18 protein-coding genes are annotated in these 21,901 nt (G+C 54.2%); 7 read left to right on the top strand and 11 right to left on the bottom strand.

Going from position 1 to position 21,901, the window contains the following annotated elements:
* Positions 1 to 152: 152 nt before the first annotated feature.
* The 9 genes from RBB80_RS11485 to RBB80_RS11445 all read right to left on the bottom strand — a co-directional run bounded on the left by RBB80_RS11485 (position 153) and on the right by RBB80_RS11445 (position 10,136).
* Positions 153 to 620 carry a TniQ family protein gene (locus RBB80_RS11485; RefSeq protein ID WP_433968300.1) on the bottom strand — a complete coding sequence of 156 codons (468 nt, stop codon included), beginning with the start codon at positions 618 to 620 and terminating at the stop codon, positions 153 to 155.
* Positions 617 to 1,378, bottom strand: coding sequence for a hypothetical protein (locus RBB80_RS11480; RefSeq protein WP_433968299.1), 762 nt, complete (start codon positions 1,376 to 1,378; stop codon positions 617 to 619). Before RBB80_RS11480 ends, RBB80_RS11485 begins: the two co-directional genes overlap by 4 nt.
* Positions 1,379 to 1,479: 101 nt before the next feature.
* On the bottom strand, positions 1,480 to 2,556 hold the full coding sequence (locus RBB80_RS11475) for a TniQ family protein (RefSeq protein WP_433968298.1): 1,077 nt from the start codon (positions 2,554 to 2,556) through the stop codon (positions 1,480 to 1,482).
* Positions 2,553 to 3,572, bottom strand: coding sequence for a TniB family NTP-binding protein (locus RBB80_RS11470; RefSeq protein WP_433968297.1), 1,020 nt, complete (start codon positions 3,570 to 3,572; stop codon positions 2,553 to 2,555). The genes RBB80_RS11475 and RBB80_RS11470 overlap by 4 nt, the downstream gene beginning before the upstream one ends.
* Positions 3,559 to 4,566 carry a Mu transposase C-terminal domain-containing protein gene (locus RBB80_RS11465; RefSeq protein ID WP_433968296.1) on the bottom strand — a complete coding sequence of 336 codons (1,008 nt, stop codon included), beginning with the start codon at positions 4,564 to 4,566 and terminating at the stop codon, positions 3,559 to 3,561. Before RBB80_RS11465 ends, RBB80_RS11470 begins: the two co-directional genes overlap by 14 nt.
* Positions 4,567 to 5,573: 1,007 nt before the next feature.
* Positions 5,574 to 6,290 (bottom strand): TnsA endonuclease N-terminal domain-containing protein, encoded by a 717-nt coding sequence (locus RBB80_RS11460; protein ID WP_433968295.1) that lies wholly within the window; start codon positions 6,288 to 6,290, stop codon positions 5,574 to 5,576.
* Positions 6,291 to 7,081: 791 nt separating this feature from the next.
* Positions 7,082 to 8,041, bottom strand: coding sequence for an IS5 family transposase (locus RBB80_RS11455; RefSeq protein WP_433964127.1), 960 nt, complete (start codon positions 8,039 to 8,041; stop codon positions 7,082 to 7,084).
* An 861-nt stretch (positions 8,042 to 8,902) separates the two neighbouring features.
* Positions 8,903 to 9,505: an exonuclease domain-containing protein gene (locus tag RBB80_RS11450; RefSeq protein ID WP_433969621.1), complete on the bottom strand. Its 603-nt coding sequence runs from the start codon at positions 9,503 to 9,505 to the stop codon at positions 8,903 to 8,905.
* A 265-nt stretch (positions 9,506 to 9,770) separates the two neighbouring features.
* Positions 9,771 to 10,136: a hypothetical protein gene (locus RBB80_RS11445; protein ID WP_433968294.1), complete on the bottom strand. Its 366-nt coding sequence runs from the start codon at positions 10,134 to 10,136 to the stop codon at positions 9,771 to 9,773.
* A gap of 89 nt (positions 10,137 to 10,225) precedes the next feature.
* Here RBB80_RS11445 and RBB80_RS11440 point away from each other — a divergent pair, with 89 nt between their 5' ends.
* The 7 genes from RBB80_RS11440 (at position 10,226) to RBB80_RS11410 (ending at position 18,053) form a co-directional block, all read left to right on the top strand.
* Positions 10,226 to 10,477, top strand: coding sequence for a helix-turn-helix domain-containing protein (locus RBB80_RS11440; RefSeq protein WP_433968293.1), 252 nt, complete (start codon positions 10,226 to 10,228; stop codon positions 10,475 to 10,477).
* 283 nt (positions 10,478 to 10,760) lie between these two features.
* On the top strand, positions 10,761 to 12,980 hold the full coding sequence (locus RBB80_RS11435; RefSeq protein ID WP_433968292.1) for a type I restriction-modification system subunit M: 2,220 nt from the start codon (positions 10,761 to 10,763) through the stop codon (positions 12,978 to 12,980).
* Positions 12,980 to 14,245, top strand: coding sequence for a restriction endonuclease subunit S (locus tag RBB80_RS11430; RefSeq protein WP_433968291.1), 1,266 nt, complete (start codon positions 12,980 to 12,982; stop codon positions 14,243 to 14,245). The genes RBB80_RS11435 and RBB80_RS11430 overlap by 1 nt, the downstream gene beginning before the upstream one ends.
* Positions 14,246 to 14,338: 93 nt before the next feature.
* The gene (locus tag RBB80_RS11425; RefSeq protein WP_433968290.1) at positions 14,339 to 14,941 is read left to right on the top strand and encodes a hypothetical protein; all 603 of its coding nucleotides are present in this window, start codon (positions 14,339 to 14,341) and stop codon (positions 14,939 to 14,941) included.
* A 30-nt stretch (positions 14,942 to 14,971) separates the two neighbouring features.
* The gene (locus tag RBB80_RS11420) at positions 14,972 to 17,233 is read left to right on the top strand and encodes a type I restriction endonuclease subunit R (protein WP_433968289.1); all 2,262 of its coding nucleotides are present in this window, start codon (positions 14,972 to 14,974) and stop codon (positions 17,231 to 17,233) included.
* 23 nt (positions 17,234 to 17,256) lie between these two features.
* Positions 17,257 to 17,817, top strand: coding sequence for a hypothetical protein (locus RBB80_RS11415; protein WP_433968288.1), 561 nt, complete (start codon positions 17,257 to 17,259; stop codon positions 17,815 to 17,817).
* Complete coding sequence (locus tag RBB80_RS11410) at positions 17,817 to 18,053, top strand: hypothetical protein (RefSeq protein WP_433968287.1); 237 nt, start codon at positions 17,817 to 17,819, stop codon at positions 18,051 to 18,053. Before RBB80_RS11415 ends, RBB80_RS11410 begins: the two co-directional genes overlap by 1 nt.
* A 186-nt stretch (positions 18,054 to 18,239) precedes the next feature.
* Here the strand turns inward: RBB80_RS11410 and RBB80_RS11405 are convergent, their stop codons facing one another.
* Positions 18,240 to 18,671 (bottom strand): hypothetical protein, encoded by a 432-nt coding sequence (locus RBB80_RS11405; RefSeq protein ID WP_433968286.1) that lies wholly within the window; start codon positions 18,669 to 18,671, stop codon positions 18,240 to 18,242.
* Between the two features lie 44 nt (positions 18,672 to 18,715).
* On the bottom strand, positions 18,716 to 21,700 hold the full coding sequence (locus RBB80_RS11400; protein WP_433968285.1) for a vitamin B12-dependent ribonucleotide reductase: 2,985 nt from the start codon (positions 21,698 to 21,700) through the stop codon (positions 18,716 to 18,718).
* Between the last annotated feature and the right edge of the window lie 201 nt (positions 21,701 to 21,901).

Raw genomic sequence — 21,901 nt, 5'->3', positions numbered from 1 at the left:
CAAGAGAGAGTAGCGATTGCAGACTCATGGCGGCGAGTTGCTCGCAGGGCATGCATGAATCATTTCGAGGACCGGTTCGATCATTAAGGACTTTTTGCCGAATTAAGTCGAGGAGCCACAGATCCTGTCTGGAATAGGAGTCGCGGGGGACGTCAAAGGGAGCTCCCGCACTTGCACGTTAGTAGACCCGATCTTACCCAGCTCAGTCTCCTTCGGCATTTACCGCAGAACCACACAGCGGGCCGCTCGTGAACAGGACAAGCCACCATGAGTTCAATATGCCAATGTGCCTCAATGAATCCTTTCTCGGCGACACACGCTGGGCACACCCTTGCGCCAGTCAAGTTCAGGTCTCTCTTACTCACCCAGTTCCCTAATAATTGCATTGTTTCGGACTCGTCCCCTGAATCCTTGAATGCAATCTGGTCCAGAAGAGCGGTTTGACAATTCGCGATCGCGGCGAGCTTTGAACATTCAAAATTACTCGGCGAAATTTCGTCTGCCTTCATGCCAGCCAATCGATATAGATTCTGCGGAGAGGTATAGCCGTTTGCTTCGCTGAGACGCAGGACATATCCCTCGGATAGGGAGGGGTGCCGAACCAGTTTTGACGTGATCATGCGCCTACCGCTCCCTTTACAGATGCGATTACTCGCATACCAACTGCATCATCGGGAATCAAACTCTCTAGAGTTTGACTCGCACCCGAGAAGAGGTAGCATTTGTCCGCAAGGCGGATGAACGGCTGCAGGCCACCACGTCTCCTTGTTGGCACCAGAAGCATGTTGATGCCATTCTCTTCACAGCGACGCATCAGGGCTCTGCTGCTGGTACCTTCGCTTTTTGCGACAGATGCTAATGAAACGTATTGCCGTTTGAACACCTCGATGGAGTCATCCGTTATCCGCAGGCCTACGGGCGTTTCGCTCCCCTCAAGAAGACCTAAGCGCACCAAACCAGGAACGGTGGTCCCATCACAAACGAGAGATCTCGCCACCGCAGCCGGTGTGCTGGCGTTCCCTGCAGCTCTGTTACGAACATCTTCTACAAACCGGTGATATGCGGCGCGTTCTAACAACACCCCTCCAGGAGTTCCATCGGCATTGCCGACGACGGCAATCTTATCTGAAAGAACCGCTCGTAATATGTTCATCTTGATCTCCAGCGAGTCGTGGTGTCCTTGCATAACAACTCGCAGGGCGACGCAATCTTGAGCCACGCCGGAGGACGACTCGGAGCGTGGAGCGAGAGTCAACAGCCTCTGCCTGAAGGCTTCAATATCGAGTTCGTGGAATCCCGCTCGTGTTGGAAGTAGATGGTTGATTTCGTAAACACCGGCCTTCTTTAAAAACTGCAACAGAGACGCGGAAAGTCCCATGTGCTTTGCTGCATCTCTATTCCTGAATATCTTTCCGGGCGAAGTGCGAGGAACTTGACTTTGACTTGCGTCCACCAGAATGCGCTCAGCTTTGCCACACTTCACTCGCCTCGAAGAGGCTTTTGACTCCTCAGAAGTCGTGCAACGGTGCTTTGCTCCACTCCTATTTGCGTTGCGAATTCCGTCTGCGTCAGGTATCGCTTGGCAACATTTGTTCCCAATACCTTTACCAACTTGCGGTCGACAAAGCCTCGACCCCAATGGTTCATGGCAAAGTCTAGAAAAGCGACCTTCAGAAAGTCGGCATCCTCTCGCGGCCTGATTGCTTCGCTCTTAAACAAGGCATGATAGATGCTTGCAAACTGCTTTCTGACGCCGCCGGCAGTGGTTACCGGAAGCCTTTGACCGATATCTACAAACAGTTCGATGAAGTGTTGTGGCCAGTTCATCAGGACGTGTGAGGCTTTCTCTACCGCTCGTCGTTTATCGTTCCAGCTAGTCGAACGATTGGCGATCATACGATGCTTTCCAAGTGTGTGGACAACTGCCAGTAGTGAGTGCAGACTCATCTTCATGAGCTGATCTTGTGGCAGCGATGCTAGGTTTTCTGCGGGCACCGGAAGCGCCAGTACTGTTCTTCTGATCGCGTCGAGCAGGCTTGCTTCTGACAGGGATATTGAAGGTAGTTCGCCGTCCTGCAGGTTGCCGCCGCACTTGCATTCCAATAGGCCCGGCCTGAACCAGCTCAGGCGCTTGCCGCACTTAGGGCAGGTCGAGAGTGCCAAACACTGATGGATAGGACAGGCCACCATGATCTCCAGGTGCCAGTGCGCCTCAATGAATCCCTTCTCGGAGACACATTGAGGGCAAAGCTTCGGCTTGGTTACATTTAGATCCGTCGGAACCAAGCGATGGCCCAGCAGCCGAGAGCAACGCTGGTGGTTAGCCGATTGTGCAAATGCAATGCCGTCCAGTTGGGACACAGGACACCCGGCAATCTTGGCCAAGCTCTCAACTCTGATGCCCGTGGTTCTCATCTCGTTCTGTCTCATCCCGGCCAATCGATATACGCTCCACGGCGAAGGGTAGCCATTGTTCTCGCTCAGTCGTAACACGTACCCAAGGAGGCTCTCAGTTCGATGCGGAGTTGGATGCCGGACTAGAAGCGGGGTGCTCATCGAGTCACCAGTTCGGCATTGAGAGACTTGTCTCTTGGTTTCTTGAATCCGCGTAGCGTCGGCGTCGGCGAGATGGCGGTGACCATACCTACCTTTCCGGCGCGATCGAGAATGTCCACATTTGCAACTAGTGAAAAGCCGCGATCAAATGGCTTGAGAAGATCATGACTCGTCGCGTTGGACCATATTGCCTGCCCATGTGCAATGTTTAGGTCCTCAAGCGTTATGGACGTCTTGTTGCCATCGACTGCGTTCCGCACGGCCTGTCTCAGAAGCTTCGCTAAATAGCCAATTAGACCTCCAGTTGCGCAGTAAAATCGGAAGGCCAAGCCCTCTTCATGAAACGGTGGAAGTTCGTATTTCTTGGAGAGTCGGTTATGGAATTCCTTCAGAATGCCCATAAATTCCCTTCGTTGATTCAGATCCTGCCACCAGAACCTCGGCAATTGCACCGGAGCGAGAAATCTCCTGCGCAATTGTTCATTCTGGTTAATAACGGACGCGCAGGAAGGAAGACCCGCCACCACGAGTATTGAGTGCGTGTCGTCGATCAAGACCTTGAGCCAATCTGCGATGTTGTACATAATTTTTTGTTTGTCCTGATCGTAAAAATGCTGAAACTCATCGATCATCACCATCCGTGTCCCTGTTCCTTTCATCAGCACCCGCAGGCGCTTAGATTTTTCATGCTCAGTACCCCGTTCCCAATCGGGGTCCTTGAGGGCCGCCAACATCGCCCCAGCAAGGCTCTTAACCGTTGGTTGGGGAGGCACTGTCGCTGACAGGATCGGGACGCGCCAGCCTTCGTTGGTATGGATGGATTGGTAATTAGCTCTGAAGCTCTCTAGTACACTTGTCTTTCCTGTGCCAGATTCTCCGGTTATTGCGACTCCTTCCGCTTCCGCCTTTTCACCCGAGAACTCAAAGCACTGCCGAATCTGTCGCTCTGCGTGGAGGAAGGCCGTATGTGGGATTACGACTTGATCGACAATCGTTACGTAGCTATTCGTCTTCATATCCGCCCTTGTACCTTGCTGTGAATGTTGGAAGATCGTCGGAAAGGTCTTGTGCGCCCGGATCTGGGGGACCACCAAACGGGCTTGCAAGAGAGTACGAATCCGCCGCCACAGAGTTGCTGGCAGCAGCGTTTGATGAACTTCGGGATGGGATCGATGTTGTCTCGTGTGACTCTCTATGTGCTCTGGCCTTCTCCGACCCTTCTAGATAGCGCCCAACACGCTTGCCCATCCGTTTGCGCTTAAGTGATGCGTCCTCTTCGATCCGCCGCGAAATGTCTTGGCTTACCTGCAGCCGCCCAGCTGAACCCTGATCAAGATCAGCATTTTCTCTTTGTCTTTTCTTGTTTACCCTGTGTGCCCAGAGACTAAGGCCTTTGGCATAATCGAGCTCTAGTGCCGGAACCTCGAATGGTTCCGAGACTTTCGGCCATAGCACATAAAGGGAACCTAGATCGCTTTCGTTGACACGTATTTCAACTTTAAGATCGGCCCTCTCTAATCGCCTCAATTCGTGAATAGCGGGCGAATAGTAGATTAGGCTCTCGAACTCTATCCCCTTGTGTGTCAAAGAGCGCCAATATGCGCTACCGGTGACAGCATCAAGCTGGGTCGACTCATCTGGGTAGCGGATATCCTCAGGACTAATACTGGATGTCCACATTTTGGAGGGCGTTGTATCTATCGACCGGTGGGGCCGTTGATGATACTCGTCGGCAATCCATTGCATGATATTCCTCTTCAAAGTCGAGAGGGTTACGCAAGCATGCTTCGCTGAATCGTAGTCTCCCTTCTCCTCGATGCTCCTGAAGGTCGTGCCTGGAACGCCCTCGGTAACTGCACGATTGAGTGTGCCTAAAAATCGCTCGATCTTCCCCTTGAACCAGGGCGTACGACAGGGTGACATGACTATATTGATGCCAAGAGAATTGCATGCCTTTTCTAGGCTAGTGCCGTGAAACTCAAGACCACCGTCGACAACCAGATTGCGCATTACGCCATGTGCTGGCCACTCCGACTGGATTTCCGGATATTCGCTCTTGAGCCTCACCTTGGGACGAAGGCAGTCATTTAGGCAGAGTTGAACAGTCTGATAGCCAGGCGGATTAAATCCCACATAGATACCCAGGATGCAGCGGGAGAAGTCGTCTATGCAGGCTGTCACATGTGGCCTGCCAATCGTTTTGGACGTCTCATCGTCTACAACCTCGATATCGAGTTGCGTATGATCGATCTCTGCTCGTTCAAGGGGGCCTCAGTGACAACATGCCCTTTGACGGAGCGAAAGGCTTTACGGGCTGACTCGTGGCCGTACCGTGCTGCATGCTTATCGAAGGCAGGGATGTGTTGAACGAGCCGCTTTACAAGTCGCCGGGTTGGCAAAGGAAGTGCCAAACTGGGCAAACGATGTTTGTTCTCTTCTAGGACCCTACTCTTGGCATATTCCAACGTTTTCTGAATAGTGTTGCGCTCTCTCCGCAAATATCTGGCCTCGATGGCTTGATTGCAAATCTCAACCACCGTGGAAGGATAACGATTCAGGCGGTTGCCTTTCCCTCTTGTGTCGTTGACGAGCACGCGGTAGTCGCCGTTTGCCGCTTGGTAGCGGCGCTTCCAGAGATACACTGTCGAGTAACTGGGAGCCGTATCTGGAATCTTGATCTTGTTCCAGAGGTCTGCGATGACTCGTTCAAGAGATGTGCGTGAGTTTGGAACCTTGAGCGCTTCTCGCACATAGGTAAGTCTCAATACTGCTAGTTCGTGATCTTGCGAAGATATTGACAAGTTTGCTGGACCGCAGTGAACGACGTTGCCGCTGCTTGGAAACACGAGTGTTTTGTCGTCATATTTAATTAGAAGTTCGTTCTCCTCAAACTGAGCAAAGCACCCCGTTCGGGTATGCACCAACTGCCAGCGCGTAGAGGTGATTTTGCTTAGGAGGCGATGCTCTACCCCGTCAATCTTTACGAGTGCATTTTTTCGAACGCGCAAGCACCCATTTCAGATTCCAGCCTTTCCGGTAGTGAACCGAGTGTCGGCAGACCATGTCGCATTCATGTCCAGGGACAATGTTCCATTGAGCGCGAGGTGGCACAGAATCTCCCTGCCTCTTGAGCCATATGCCCCGGCGCAGGCATCCGACCAGACCAATGCGCCGCATCGCTTGAGGGCTAACCTTATGAACTCCTGCTCGCACTCCGTGACGGTGTCTCGACCAAAGCTAAGCAGCCGATCCGCATTTCTGAGGCGCGGTTGTCTCGCGAGCTCGTGGTCGAGAACGACACGGTAGGAATAGCCCCACCTCGGAAGATGTTGCGCAAGCAACGTCGTCCGCGAAGCTACTTCAGGCCGAATGGCCTCGGCCTCAGGCTTAATCTCCCACAGTTTTTTGCAGCCTTTGGTCTCGACGAGAATGTCTGGAAAGTGGGTTTTAGATACTCCGTCGTGGACGTACAAAATCTTGCATGGCTGTTCAGCGAAGCGTGTTACTTCTGGATCGCAGTCGAGCAAGCGGAATGCGTTAAGTTCGTTCAGAGACTCCCACTGGAGCATCCTACCCATCTTCCAGCTCGGATACTTACCCGTCGAGCGGCTTTGCGACCGCGTCACCACTTTGCGAGCTCGAAGCTGCCCTGGCTCAGGAAACTCGATGCTTTGGATCGCGGAAATTGTTGCCAGAACTGCACCATCCGGCCTGCCTAACTTCTGGATGGGCACCCTTCTGTCGATTGGTCGCCCAGTTCCTCGGGCTTGTGAGCGAGTTACAACTTTCCGAGATCGAAATTCCCCAGGTTCCGAGAAGCGGATATCTATGATAGATTGTGATATCTGGTCGACAAGATGCGGCCAGTCTGCTTGCGAAGTATGTGTTGTTAGTTTCTTAGCGGTAGATAAAATTGTCATACGTTAACATCGGGACCTGAGGTCGATTTATGGAGTCGATCGTAAAAATATTTTGAATTGTTTCTGCAGTAGAGGAGTTCTACCTGGTCGCCCACCGTGTTAACCAGTGATGTTGGCTGGGGAGTTACATGCTGAGATACGATGAGAGCCTGACATTTACTATGGCGAGGCAGGTACTTGTAACCAAGACGGAGAAGATCACAGTGAAGTAAACTGGCCCTTCTGCTGACCTCTGGATTTAGAGCTTCCATTTCCAATGGAATTTCTCGCAGTTTCTCTACATCATTGATTTCCGCGAGATGGCGATGACGGATCCCATCAAGGCTATCGTGGATTTCACGTGGCTGTTCGTATAACGCCGTTACATTCGGATTGCTGTCGAGCCGTCTGAAAGCATTGAGTTTGTTCTTGGACTCAGCGTGCATGATCCTCAGCATTTTCCAACTTAGATATTTCACAGTTACTCTGGGGAACCTCTGCGTAGGCGTCTGACTTTCTGGGGTCAGGGAGTGGGCATGGAAGATGCGCGGGTTTTGGTTGGTTTGATGCTGTTGGAGGGCTAATTGGAACGCGCATCCGCCCGTTTTCCGGGGCTTCCAGGCGCACTACTGCCCAAGGACTGCCAGACGTTTGCGGTGCAGGTACAGGTTCACCAGCGCGAAGTTCGCGCACAGGCGGTGATGGTTCTTCGCGATGCCTCTGTATCTCACTTTGTCGAAGCCGAAGATGCGCTTCAGGATCCGGAACGGATGTTCTACCTTGGCCCGCACCCTCGACTTACTCCGGTTCTTCTTTTTCTGTAACTCGTCGACATAGTTTTTGAACTTCGTCCGCTTGCAGGTCATGTCCTGTGCCTTCGGAGCGGCCTCTTGGATGGCGTCGGTCTGGCCCTGATAGCCGCCGTCGCCCCACACCTTACGCTCTTGGCCGTGCAGCAGTTCCGGTAACATGTGGCAGTCCGCCACGCTGGCTGCGCTCGTCGCCACAGAGTGGACGATGCCCTCCCTCGCGTCCACGCCGATATGCGCCTTCAGGCCGAAGTACCACTGGTTGCCCTTCCTGGTCTGGTGCATCGCCGGGTCGCGCTCGCCACTCGCGTTCTGGGTCGACGAAGGCGCATGCAGGATGGTCGCATCGACAATCGTGCCCGTCGCGATCCGGATGCCCCTGGCATCCAGATGCACGTTCACCGCATCCAGCATCAACCCGCCCAGCTCGTGCCTCTCCAGCAGATGACGGAACCGCAGGATGGTCGTCTCATCCGGCGCAGGCGCAATCCCAAGGTCCACGCCAACGAACCGCCGCAGCGCCGCAGACTCGTACAACGCCTCTTCCACCCCAGGGTCCGACAGATTGAACCACTGCTGCACAAAGTAAGTCCGCAGCATGATCGCCAACCCTACCGGCTGCCGTCCCTTGCCCGCCTTCGCATAGTGCGGTCGTACCAGGGCTTCCAGCGCAGACCATGGAACCACCTGCTCCATCTCGTCCAGAAACAACTCCCGCCGACTCTTCCGCCCGTACTTCTCAAACACACCCTGACTCGACAGACTCTGCTGCTTCATCGCAATCTCCTCGCAGCTATCAGATTAATCAATCAGGCAAGCGATGCAGAACTTGTGCAGACTCTCCCTGGAGTGAGACTGGCTTGCGCCTTCCGCAACCTCAACTGGCTTGACTTCGGACCGGAGAGGCGCGATAGATTGAGACTGCCCGTTTCACAAAACGATCTATATCGTTTTGTGAAACGGAGTGACATTTACTGTCGTTTGTAGATATTGCCCGTGTCATAACCTGAGCCACAAGGCCGCGTCTATGGACTCGAAGTGAGAAATATTTTCCCGTCGGGCTCCGTTTGCGCAGGGAGTTCTCGGTTTCTTTTTCGTTCACATCCTTTAACATGGTGGGTCGCACGCACGCGGACTCGCGATCCATAAACGCCTCGAAATACCTGCAAGAGGGACCGAGACGAGGGCGGCCTGTAGCCGGGCATTAGGGTGATAGTGCTCATTACGTTCACTAAGTGGTTATAAGGACAAATGGAGCAGTTTTGACGAAAAGATTTGTGGAAAACTGGTGGAAAAGCGCTTCGCTCTAGAAAGCGATGACTAGTAGTGCCGATTAGCCGTTCTATCCACTTCCGGTATAGCCTTCCCACTTACACTGAATGTGATTTGCGGATTCAACAGAAAATAGTTTGGGATTTTACAGAAGGCGATGGGAGTTATGCATTTGCCATAGTTAAACCTCGACGATGTCCTGATAGCTCTTTGGTTTGATTTAAAAACGAAATTTCGTCGCGATATGACATTAAGTTCGAAATGAGGAGCGCGTGCACGATTGCCTTGCTCACGATCCAGGCAAGTCGGAGATGTCGTCGAATTGCAATCGCTCCAATCATGGACGCAAGCTGAGTTCATCGTCGGCTAGGTTTTCACCGGACCAGATGCTTCGTCCCCGGATGAAGTCGAAAGAGACCGCTGCAGCTTCTCTGCGAAAGAACTCAAATGTGTTCCTTCGATAGCTTTTGCGGGAGGTGGCCGCTGAGGATCAGGATTGCCCCTCATCCGCCGAACCACAGCGGCGTGGATCCGTGCAGTATTGCGGGCGTCAACCAACGCGCAGTGTGGGACACCATCAAACTCCAATCCAAGTAATTTGACTGCGTTTCTAAGGCTTGGTCCATCCCTCAAGAGAAGGAGATTTTGAACGAAATGCGCCAGGTCCAGAAGGTGACGCAAGGGGCTCTTGAGCCCATGCGATCGACAGGCGTCCGCGATAAGCCCAGCGTCGCCACCCCAAGTACAACAAAGCGCCTTCTGGGGATTGAATTCCTGTGTCACCAAATCGAGGACTTCAGCGAACGGGCGTGCCGAGCGAATGTCATCCGTTGTGATCCCGGTGAGATCGGTGCATTGGGAACTGATCTCCCATCGACGCGGGCGTATGAAATGTGATTTTTCGCGAGTGATCGTAAGCGCCATCAGATCCATTTCAACGATCCCTATCTCAACAATCTCTTGCTTCATACCTGGTGGTGGTGGACCCGACCAGCAAGTTAATTCGATATCTATATATATGGCTCGGTGATGCTGCTCCAGATCGTGCACTGTCATGTTGCTTCACTGTTCCTCAATAGGGGGTGATGACCACAATAGGCGAAGAAGAATAAACAAGCCGCAGCGATAGCATTCTCTAAATCGATGAGCGACTGGGCTAGTTGAGCTTCTTTCAGATCGATTGACCTGCATAGTTCCCGTGGGGCGGAATTAGCTCCCGCCCCAGCGCAGGTTGTTACCGGCGGATATTTGAACGGTAGACAACAGGGAGAGCGTAGAGTGCGGCCGTTATCTGGTCGTCCGAAGCATCTGGGTCCGTCAGAGCAAGGGCGGAGGGTGTGACACCGACGCCGCTGACGGCCCAAGTCTGGGCAGAATGGTCGTAGCGCACATCAGCCACGATGTTAGGAAACATGCGAATTTCTCTACCATTTTCACAGTCACCCACGAATGTGTGAGTGTCCAGCATGTGCTGCAGATAATCATTGTGGGTAGCGCAAGTGCCGTCCGCCCAACGCACAGAACTGGGCAGTTCAACGGACATATCCTGGCTTGGGTTCCACTTAGCGATAAGCTCCATTGGCGAGATGCTGTTTTTCATCCTTCTCCTCATGTTGATTGCATTAGTCTTGTGTAGAAGTGACCTTCATTTGAATCACTATAGAGCTTTTATAGCTCCATTGAGCTTACATGTCAAGACCTGATGCACCAAAAGATTTGACGATCGACTGGAAGTCGGTGGGACGCCGGATTCGGGAACTCCGTGGATTCGACACAAAGCAGTCGGAGCTGGCTGACGCGGTCGGAGTTGCGCAGAGCTATGTCTCTGCGATCGAGCGCGGGGAGAAGGAATGTGGGGCAGTAATCCTGTTTCGGATCTCGAAGCTCTATGGGAAATCCATCGAATGGCTACTGACAGGGAACGACTCGGAAGTCCGTTGAGACAATCTGCAGACCTGCTGCAGTGATCAGGCTTTGGTTCGGAACTAGATATCGATCGCCGGTACCGCCTATACTTTGCACATACCTAAATCGACCTCTCGCTTGATAGATCTATTCCATATCTGTAACATTCTAAGCAGCTTACGAGATGATAAATTTTCTCGCCTGAGTGGCGGCATGTGAGGCCGTCTGCGAGGATCTCTCACGTCATGTGCGAAAGCACTCAAATTAGTCGATCGCGCGGCAAAGGCCACTAACAAGAACAGTTTTCAGGAAAGCATTGATGCAAAATACGCAGCACCAAAATCTCGTCGGGTTCATCTGGAATATCGCGAATAAATTACGTGGTCCGTATCGTCCTCCGCAGTACCGCCGCGTGATGCTTCCCCTGATCGTTTTACGCCGCTTTGATCTCGTCTTGGCGGAAAACAAGCAGAAAGTTCTGAATGAAAAGAAGCGACTTGAAGATAAGGGGATCACCGGCGCTGCTCTCCAAAAGTCGCTGTCGCGCGTAGCTGCGAAGGACCGCAAGCAGGAATTGTTCAATACCAGCGGCTTCACTTTTGAGAAGCTTCTAGGGGATGCTCCCAACATTGCGGGCAATCTAATTGCTTACATTCAGGGATTCTCGCCGCGTGCCCGTGACATCTTCGATAAATTCGAATTTGAGGCTGAAATCGCCAAGCTCGACGAAGCCAACCGCCTATTCCTGATCATCAAGGAATTCTGCTCGCCAGATATCGATCTGTCCCCGCAGCGCTTGTCCAACCTGCAAATGGGTTATCTATTCGAAGAGCTCGTACGCAAGTTCAACGAGCAGGCCAATGAAGAAGCCGGAGATCACTTCACCCCGCGCGAGGTCATTCGGCTTATGGTGCAGTTGTTATTCGTCGGCGAAGAAGATATTTACGCAAAACAGATTTACCGCAGTGTCTACGATCCCACAGCTGGCACCGGCGGGATGCTGTCTGAATCAGAGAAGTTCATCTGCGGTGATGGAGTTCATACGGGCCTTAATCCTGAAGCGAACATCGAGTTGTTCGGCCAGGAATACAATCCCGAGTCCTACGCCATCTGCTGCTCGGACCTCCTGATCAAAGACGAGCCGATCAACAATCTGATCTATGGCGATACTCTCGGCATCAAGGACGCCAAGAACAAGACCAACGGCTTTGTTGCGCATGACGGGCACCAAGACAAGAAATTTCACTATATGCTATCCAACCCTCCATTCGGAGTGGAATGGAAACCGGAAGAAGACTTCGTTAGAGAAGAGTACAAAGAGCAAGGCTTCTCAGGCCGTTTTGGCGCTGGTTTGCCGCGCATCAACGACGGGGCGCTCCTCTTTTTGCAGCACATGATCTCGAAGATGCACAACCCACCCAAACTCGGTGGAGACGGCTCCAAGATCGCCATTGTTTTTAACGGCTCCCCTTTGTTTACCGGTGATGCAGGCAGCGGTGAAAGCAATATCCGTCGCTGGATTATTGAGCGCGATATGCTGGATGCTGTAGTAGGCTTGCCTGACCAGATGTTCTACAACACAGGTATCTACACTTACGTCTGGATCGTGACCAACAAGAAGCCTGCTCATCGCCAAGGCAAAGTGCAATTGATCGACGGTACTCGTCACTTCATAAAGATGAACCCAAGCCTTGGTAACAAGCGCAACGAGCTGTCAGATGACCACATCAAGGAGCTGGTACGCCTCTACGCCGAATACGAGCACGATGCGGAAAGCGAAGTTCTGGTTGATGGCAAAGCTGAACGCCGCATCTGCAGCAAAATTTTCGATAACCGTGGATTTGGGTTCCTCAAGATGACGGTGGAGCGTCCGCTTCGTCTCAATTTCCAAGTGAGCGCCGAGCGCATCGCCAGACTCGATGCCCAGAGCGCTTTCAAAAACCTGGCGAGCAGCAAGAAGCGCAAGGATGACGCTGCCTATCGTGCGGAGATTGAAGAAGGACGCAAGATGCAAGCAGCCATCAAGGTGGCTTTGGACCGGATGGACGGAGAGACACTTTATCGAAATCGCCGCGCGTTTGAAGATGTTCTTAACACAGGGATGAAGAAGGCGAAAATCAAGCTCGAGGCACCGATCCGGAAAGCGATTCTTGCAGCGCTTTCGGAGCGAGACCCGAAAGCCGACATCTGCTTCGACGCAAAAGGCGACCCTGAGCCCGATCCTGAAATACGCGATACCGAACTCGTACCGCTTCCTAGCGACATTTCCCTTCCGTTGCCGCTTGGCTACGACAGTGAAACAGGCCATGACAATCTGCTGGCCCTGGTGCAAGCCCACTGCGAGGAGTACCTCAAGACGGAGGTTCTTCCCCATGTACCCGATGCCTGGATCGATCACAGCAAGACCAAGGTCGGCTATGAAATCCCACTGACGCGGCACTTCTATGTCTACCAACCGCCGCGTCCCTTGGATGTTATCGCTGGCGAAATCAGTCAGCTCGAAAAGGACGTCATGACAATGCTGAGTGAGGTGCTGTGATGGCGCAGTACCCACCATATCCGAGCTACTCGAAGTCTGGCGTACCTGAGGCTTGGGGATACAAGCGTTTGCGATTTTCTTTGACGATGAATCCGAGCAAGAGCGAGATTAGTCTTTGTCAATCAGATCAAGTCTCATTTGTACGTATGGATGCAGTCGGCGAGTATGGAGGAATCCGCCTAGTTGAAGAGAAAGCGTTGGCGGAAGTGAGTAGTGGCTACACCTACTTTCGCGACGGTGATGTCGTCGTTGCCAAAATAACTCCATGTTTTGAAAATGGGAAAGGTGCCTTGGCAAAGGGGCTCAGAAACCAAACAGCTTTTGGGACAACCGAACTGCATGTATTGCGTACCTCGCCCGAACAGCTTGATCCAAAATTCATTTTTTATCTCACCATATCCCACAAGTTCCGGAAGCTTGGTGAATCAGAGATGTATGGGGCAGGTGGGCAAAAACGTGTTCCCGAAACGTTTTTCAAGAACTTCAGAGCTGGCATGCCTCCGCTCGAAGAGCAATGGACCATCGCACGCTTCCTTGATTTCAAAATGGAGCAGATCGATGCACTGATCGCGAAACAACAGACATTGTTGGAGAAGCTAACCGAAAAGCGTACGGCGTTAATCAGCCATGCGGTCACCAGGGGCCTTGACCCGTCTGTTCCCATGAAAGATTCAGATGTCGAGTGGCTGGGCAAACTTCCGGCGCATTGGAATACAAAGCGCCTACGTTTTCTGACCAACATGACGGGCGGAATGACTCCCAGTACTGGGAACTCAGAGTATTGGGGTGGAGACATTCCCTGGATCTCACCTAAAGACATGAAAAGTGAGGTGCTCGGGGGCTCAATCGATACGCTTACAGAGCAAGCACTTATCGAGACAGGGATACCTCTTCACGAGCATGGAAAAGTACTGATCGTCGTGCGTGGAATGATTTTGGCGCACACCTTCCCAGTTGCCATCAATTCGGTACCAACGACCGTAAACCAAGATATGAAGGCTATCGCCACAACCTTGGATAGCAAGTACCTTGCGATTCTGCTCAGAGGAATTCAGCAGCTAGTCCTGAGTGTTGTCGAGGAATCTGCTCATGGCACTAAGGTGCTGCGTACGGATGTGTTCAAGAACATACATCTTCCGGTGCCACCTCTAGCGGAACAGGGTGAAATCGTCGCGACAGTATGCAACCTCACTAATAAAATCGATAACCAAAAAAACACGTTCAGAGGATCATTGACCATCTTCAAGAGTATCGTTCTGCTCTGATCACGAACGCCGTCACTGGCAAAATCGACGTGCGGAGTGTGCCTATCCCTCCATCGACGATGCCAGCCCTAGCGGCGGCGGAGGAGTGACCAGATGGCCTTAAACGCGCAGGGATACTTCAACTGCCTAAAGTCTTACCTGAACACCAATCATTACGGTGAACCCCAGGCCGGGCAGGATGAAATCGTGCTGAGGGAAAAGGGATACGGTGAAAATGGCAGTAAACCCATTGAATATAAGGTGAGACTACAGACGGCGGGCGAGGTCCTTGTGATTAGGCTTGATTCTAAGAAAAACGGATCTTCGCCACCACTGTTTCATTTTCTCGACGACAACGCCAAGCCTTGGTCGAAGCGCTGCGATTTCGTGGTGTTCAATCTGCGTGAAGGCAAGCTTTTCACGTACTGCCTTGAGTTTAAGTCCGAGAGCATTCCTCAGGATGTGCCAGCTCAGTTGCAGGCCAGTGTGGATTGGTTGAAGGCGTTGCATGCTACGGTCAACGCTTATACCGCCAAACGCAGCAAATTGCAGGTAACCAGATATGTGCTGAGCAATCATCCAGACGCGAGCCCGTACCTAGATGTAGAGAGAAAGTACCTGCAACGTGACCACACGATTCGCCATTACCGCTACTCTGATGTGAACGGTATGTCTCTGGCAGATCTGGAGAACACCAACGTTGAGGTGATTCGCTAGAAGCGAATCAGCCTCTGCACAAGGATCGACATGCATAGAGAAATCGACTTTGAGAACGACATCGAAGACACGCTGACGACCAGTGGCGGATATGTTAAAGGTGTCCCGAGTGCGTATGATCCGGAGACCGCCTTATTTCCAGCTGATGTGGTGGCCTTTGTGCAGAAGACGCAGCCCCAGATCTGGACGAGGCTCACGCAACTAGACGCGAGCAAGGCACAAGCGATCCTGCTCGACAGCCTGGTCAAGGAACTGGCCGCCAAAGGCGCATTGGCGGTGCTTCGTGGGGGATTCAAGTGCGTCGGAAAAACGGTACGACTGGCTTATTTCGCACCCAATACCGGACTGGACCCCACGGCCACGGAACGATACGCGGACAACTGCCTTACCGTTGTGCGCCAAGTTCCGACCAAGAGCGGAGCGATACCAGACGTAGTGCTGGTGGTGAATGGGCTGCCAGTGGCAACGATAGAACTGAAGAATCCGATGTCAGCAACTCGTTGGAACGTGGAGCACGCCAAGTATCAGTATCGTTTTGAGCGCGATCCAAAGGATTTGCTGTTCGCTTTCGGGCAGCGCTGCCTTGTGCACTTTGCCGTTGATACAGAACTCGTATTCATGACCACGAAGCTCGAAAGAAAAGATACGTTTTTCCTGCCCTTCAACCTTGGCTTTGAGCATGGCGCAGGAAACCCGCCTGTAGATGGAGACGTTCGCACCTCCTACCTCTGGCACAAGGCTTTGGTGCGCGACAGTTTTATGGATATTCTGGCGCGTTTTATCCACCTCCATATCGAAGAAAATACAGTCGTGACGGAGAGAGGCATCAAGCGGAACCGCAAAGAGTCAATGATCTTTCCGCGTTTTCACCAGTTGGATGCGGTGCGTACTCTAACTGACCATGCCCAGACCCACGGGGCGGGGCACAATTATCTGATTCAGCATTCGGCGGGCTCAGGTAAATCGAACTCGATTGCTTGGCTGGCACACCGTCTCTCTAGCTTGCACGACATCCATAACGAGAAGATCTTCCATTCGGTGGTTGTGATTACAGACCGGCTCGTACTCGATCAGCAGTTACAGGACACCATCTTTCAGTTCGAGCACAAGCTTGGCGTGGTGCAAAAAATTGACGAGGACACACAGCAACTGGCAAAAGCGCTCGCAGACGGTGTTCCTATCATTATCTCTACTATCCAAAAATTTCCGTTCATCACGCAGGCCATTCGTACGATGAAGGGGAAAGGCCACTCGGTGATGCTCTCCACTGCGGGCAAGCGCTTCGCTGTGATCGTGGACGAGGCCCACAGCTCGCAAAGCGGCGAAACTGCAATGGAGCTGCGCAAAATCCTCAACAAAGATGGCATTGAGGCGGCAGTTGCCGAGCAAATGCTCGACTTGGACGACGACGAGTTAAGTGAGGAAGCCAAAAAGGAACTGCTGCGCGAGCAATTGAAACGTACCAAGCAGCCCAACCTTAGCTTTTTTGCTTTTACGGCGACCCCCAAATTCAAGACGCTGTGCGTATTCGACGAGGCGGGCCTGGATGGCAAGTCCCCGTTCCATCACTACAGCATGCGCCAAGCCATCGAAGAGGGCTTCATCCACGATGTCTTGAAGTATCACACCAGTTACCGGCGCTACTACAAACTGATCCAGAAGGTCGAGGACGATCCCGAGCTACCGAGACGCAAGACAGCCCGCGCACTAGCGCGGTTCGTGGAGTTCCACGACTACGAGATTGCACAAAAGGTGGAGGTGATCGTCGAGCACTTCCGTACCCATACACGCCACAAGATTGGTGGGCGAGCCAAAGCGATGGTGGTCACCGGCTCGCGCGAGCATGCCGTGCGCTACAAGCTTGGGTTTGACAAATACATCAAGGAAAAAGGCTACGCGGATATCAGATCCTTGGTAGCCTTCTCGGGCGAGATCATGCTTAAGGAGTACGGTGACAAGAAATTTACCGAAATTGGAATGAACAACGGCATCAAGGAATCTGAGCTGCCTGAGAAATTTAACACAGAAGAGTATCAAGTATTGTTGGTGGCAGAGAAGTACCAGACCGGCTTCGATCAGCCCCTTCTACACAGCATGTACGTAGACAAAAGGTTGTCAGGCATTCAGGCCGTACAGACGTTGTCACGTCTCAATCGTACGACGCGAGGCAAGACTGATACCTTCGTGCTCGACTTTGTGAATGAGCCAGACGAAATCTATAAATCATTCAAGCCGTACTACCAAGTGACACCCAAGGGGAGGACACTGACCCGCAGCAGCTCAGTACTTTAGCTCATACCCTAGCGAGTTGGAGGGTGTTTACCGCAACTGAGGTGAACGAATGGTGCGAGATCTGGTTTCGAAACCGGATGAACCCGACGGGCGGCGAGCATAAGCAACTAAATGGCTTATTAGACCTCGCCGTAGAGCGTTTTAAACAGCTGAGGGAAGAAGACGGAAACTTGTTCAAGAGTCAATTGGCGAGTTTTCGCAATCTTTACAGCTTTGTTTCACAGATAATCCCTTACCAGGACTCTGACTTTGAAAAACTCTACACGTATGCACGCTTCTTGCTGACGAAACTGCCGCAGACTTCGGATATCCGAAGAATTGAGATTGATGACGAAGTAGAGTTGAAGTTTTATCGCCTCCAGAAAATCAGTGAAGGGGCGATAGATTTGAAGGCGGGTGAGGCCGAGGCCCTTAAGGGACCGACCGATGTCGGTACCGGCCAGCCGGATGAAGACGTGCAACTGTCAACGTTGGTGGGTAAACTGAATGAACGTTTTGGCACCGAGTTCACTCCAGCTGATCAACTTTTTTTGAACAGGTTCGTGAAACTGCTGTTGCCAATGAGCAACTGCGTCAGGCAGTGATGACGAACACCATCGAAAATTTTGAGCCGGTTTTCAATAAGGAGCTGGAAAATTTGTTTATTGATCGAATGGATGGCAACGAAGAGATATTCGTCCGATTGATGAACGACGAAGCCTTCCGCAGCATAGCAGCAAGCCACCTCATGCGTGCTGTCTATACCCAGGTCCGGGCAGCTGACGATCACAATTCATACAACAGTTCTACTATCGTGCGGCTCACTCAGGAGCGAACGTGATCACTTCTTTCCTTGGTCAGCGAAAGCACGCCCGGACCAATAGACCCAATCTCTTACTCTGCTGCTGCTAAAAACACCCCAAAAGCGCTTTAGGCTTATGGGGTGTCGACTTTAGCTTTATGGGGTACAACTTCAACCTTATGCGTAAACCCACACACAACCCCACATCAACCCACATGAGGTTCATCAGCTGCAGCCGCTGGTGCTGCCGCAGGACATGCAGCGGTAGCAGGATCCGCTGCGGGTCATGATGGCTCCGCAGGTGGCGCAGGACGGTGAGTCGCCCATCTCGTACATGGACTTCATGGCGTCGGAGGCGTGGTAGATGCCGCGGTCTTCGAGGGAGAGGTTGTCCGTTGTCCGTTGTCCGCTCTCAGTCAGGCCGCTGCGGGCTGCGAGATCGGGGGCGATTCCCTGTTGGGGTGGGGTGGTGGGGTGGGTGTGCTCGTGGCTGTCGTAGTCGCCGGTTGAGGCAGAAAGATCCAAGCTGTTGGTGGCTGGGCCGGCGGCTTCGGGATCCTTCGCTCCGCTCAGGATGACAGCAGAGGCGTGGAGGTTGGGGAGGACTGAGGACTCGATGCGGTTGACGGGTGCCGAGGTGCTGGAGGGTCCGGTCAACGTGGACGATTCGATGCGGTTGTTGGGGGCGTTGACGGTGCCTTCTACGGGGATGCTGGTTGGGATGCTGGCGTGGCCCTGGCTTTGGGGGTGAGGCCGGCGAAGAGGTCGAACTGGTGTCCGGAGAGGAAGCGGATCTGGATCCAGCGGAAGATGTAGTCCATGATCGACTTGGCGTAGCCGATTTGCTCGTTGCCGGTCCAGCCGGAGGGCTCGAAGCGGGTGTGGGCGAACTTCTCGCAGAGGACACGGAGAGGAACGCCGTGCTGGAGGGCGAGAGATACGGCAGTGGCGAAGGAGTCCATGAGTCCGGAGACGGTGGAGCCTTCCTTGGCCATGCGGATGAAGATTTCGCCGGGCTGGCCGTTGGGGTAGAGGCCGACGGTGATGTAGCCCTCGTGTCCGGCTAGGCCGAACTTGTGGGTGACGGAGGCGCGCTCGGCAGGGAGACGGTGGCGGACGGCGCGGGGCGGTGCCTGCGAGTCTGCGGCGTCGGAGTTCTGGAGAGCGGCTTCGGCGATCTGCTTGAGCTGGGTTTCGAGGGAGTGGATGCGGGTGTGGGCGGCGGTGGCGGTCTCCATGGCCTCGGTGAGCTGCTGGCGGGAGGCGGCCTTGGCGGCTTCGACGGCTTCCTCGATTTCGATGGAGCCTGCGGCTACCGGGGCTACGGCGTTGGTGGCGCGGGTTCCCTTCTTGTCGGCGTCGGTTTGGGCGGTGACGTTGAGGGGCTGGGTTCCCTTGGAGTTGTCGCGGTAGATGGCTACGGCCTTGAGGCCCTGGCGCCAGCTTTCCATGTAGGCTTCGGCGATGTCGTCGACGGAGCAGTCCTGCGGGAGGTTGACGGTCTTGGAGATGGCTCCGGAGAGGAAGGGCTGGGTGGCGCCCATCATCTTGATGTGGCCCATGTAGGAGATGCTGCGGGTTCCCTTGGAGGGCTTGAAGGAGCAGTCGAAGACGGCGAGGTGCTCGGGCTTGATGGCGGGAGCGCCTTCGATGGTGCCGGTGGCGTCGATGTAGCTGACGATGGCGTTGACTTGCGCCTCGTCGTAGCCGAGCTTGATGAGGGCCGAGGGGACGGTGTTGTTGACGATCTTGATCATGCCGCCGCCGACTAGCTTCTTGTACTTCACGAGGGCCAGGTCAGGCTCGATGCCGGTGGTGTCGCAGTCCATCATGAAACCGATGGTGCCGGTTGGGGCGAGGACGGTGACCTGGGAGTTGCGGTAGCCGTGCTTTTCGCCGTGGGCGAGTGCGCCGTCCCAGGCGTGACGGGAGGCTTCGATGAGCTGATCGAGCTGGGGGACGGAGAAGGGCTCGCTGGAGGAGCGAGAGGTGCCGATGTTGTTGACCTCGGCGCGATGCATGCGGATGACGTCGAGGAAGGGCTCGCGGTTGACGTAGAAGCCGGGGCAGGCTCCGCCAGCGATTTCGGCCTGCTGGGTGAGCGGGGTGGCTGCGCCGAGAGGCGGGCAGGTTTCGGCGATGCGGGAGGACTGCCAGTAGGCGTCGCCGCAGAGGATGGAGGTGAGAGTGGCGGCGAAGTCACGGCCGGCGTCGGAGTCGTAGGGGAGACCGAAGGCCATGAGGAGCGCGCCGAGGTTCGCATAACCGAGGCCGAGGGGGCGGTAGTCGTGCGAGTTCTTCGAGATCATCTCGGTGGGGTAGCCGGCGGAGTCGACGATGATCTCCATGGCGGTGGTGACGATCTCGATGGCGTGGCGGTAGCTGGGGATGTCGAACTGGCCGCCGGGGGTGAGGAACTTGAGGAGATTGAAGGAGGCGAGGTTGCAGGCGGAGTCATCGAGGAACATGTACTCCGAGCAGGGATTGGAGGCGTTGATGCGTGCGGTGTTCTTGCTGGTGTGCCAGCGGTTGATGGTGGTGTCGTACTGCATGCCGGGGTCGCCGCACTGCCAGGTGGCTTCGGCGATGTTGTGCATGAGGTCGCGGGCCTTGTACTCCTTGACCGGGGTGCGCTCTTTGACAGTACGGGTGACAAAGGTGCTGTCGGACTCGACGGCGCGCATGAACTCGTCAGTGACGCGGACGGAGTTGTTGGCGTTCTGGAAGAAGATGGAGCTGTAGGCTTCGGAGTCGGGGCCGCTGCCGTCGTAGCCCGCCTGCATGAGGTGCCAGGCCTTCTGCTCTTCCTTCACCTTGCACTGGATGAAGTCGTCGATATCTGGATGGTCGACGTTGAGGATGACCATCTTGGCGGCGCGGCGGGTCTTGCCACCGGACTTGATGACGCCGGCGAAGGCGTCGAAGCCGCGCATGAAGGAGAGGGGGCCGGAGGCGGTGCCCCCGCCAGAGAGTGTTTCCATGGAGCCGCGGATGCCTGAGAGGTTCGAGCCTGCGCCCGAGCCCCACTTGAAGAGCATGCCCTCGGTCTTGGCGAGGGTGAGGATGGAGTCGAGCGAGTCCTGCACGGAGTTGATGAAGCAGGCGGAGCACTGGGGCTTGGTGTAGCCGGTGACGGAGAACTCGACTTTGCCGGTGGTGGCGTTCCAGTGCCAGTTCTGAGCGTCGGAGTTGGGCTCGAGGCGGTCGCAACCTACGTTGAACCAGACGGGCGAGTTGAAGGCGACCTTCTGGTTGAGGAGGAGGTGGGCGAGCTCGGCGTAGAAGGTGTCGGCGTCACTCTGGGAGGCGAAGTAGCCGCCTGCGATGCCCCAGTCGCGAATGGACTCAGCGACGCGGGTGATGAGGGCGCGGACGCCGGATTCGCGTTCGTCGGTGCCGTTAAGGCCGTGGAGGTATTTGCTGGCGACGATGTTGGTCGCGGTCATGGACCAGTCCGCGGGAACCTCGACGTTCTTCTGCTCGAAGATGGTCTTGCCCTTGAAGTCCTGAATGATGGCGTCGCGGAGCTCCCAGACGATCTCGTCGTAGGGGGAGATGCCGGGCTTGGTGAAGTGGCGATCAAACGTCAGGCCCGGGGTGCGCTGATTCTTGAAGCCGGCTGCTCCGGGTGTGGTCTGGGTGCCGTTCTGGCCTTGAGTGTGGGTCTGGTTTGAGATGGTCGCCATTGGGGAGTACTCCTTCTAATTGGATGAAGAATCTAAGGTGCCGATGCCTCCCGGAGGCGTTCGACCGGGGAGGTAAAACTGACGACGAGAGCGCTGGATATGTATCCGGCTAAAGGAGCCGGCGGCGTTCTGGGTCGTGAAATGTAAGGAACTCGGCTGTGCTTTGCTTGGCTGCAGTCGTGAAAGTAACGCCCCTTATGG

Origin of the sequence: Tunturiibacter gelidiferens, from assembly GCF_051013345.1 — a bacterium.
Taxonomy (GTDB): Bacteria; Acidobacteriota; Terriglobia; order Terriglobales; family Acidobacteriaceae; genus Edaphobacter; species Edaphobacter gelidiferens_A.
The sequence above is the reverse complement of the archived record's forward strand: the minus strand, read 5'-3'. Positions and strand labels throughout refer to the sequence as shown.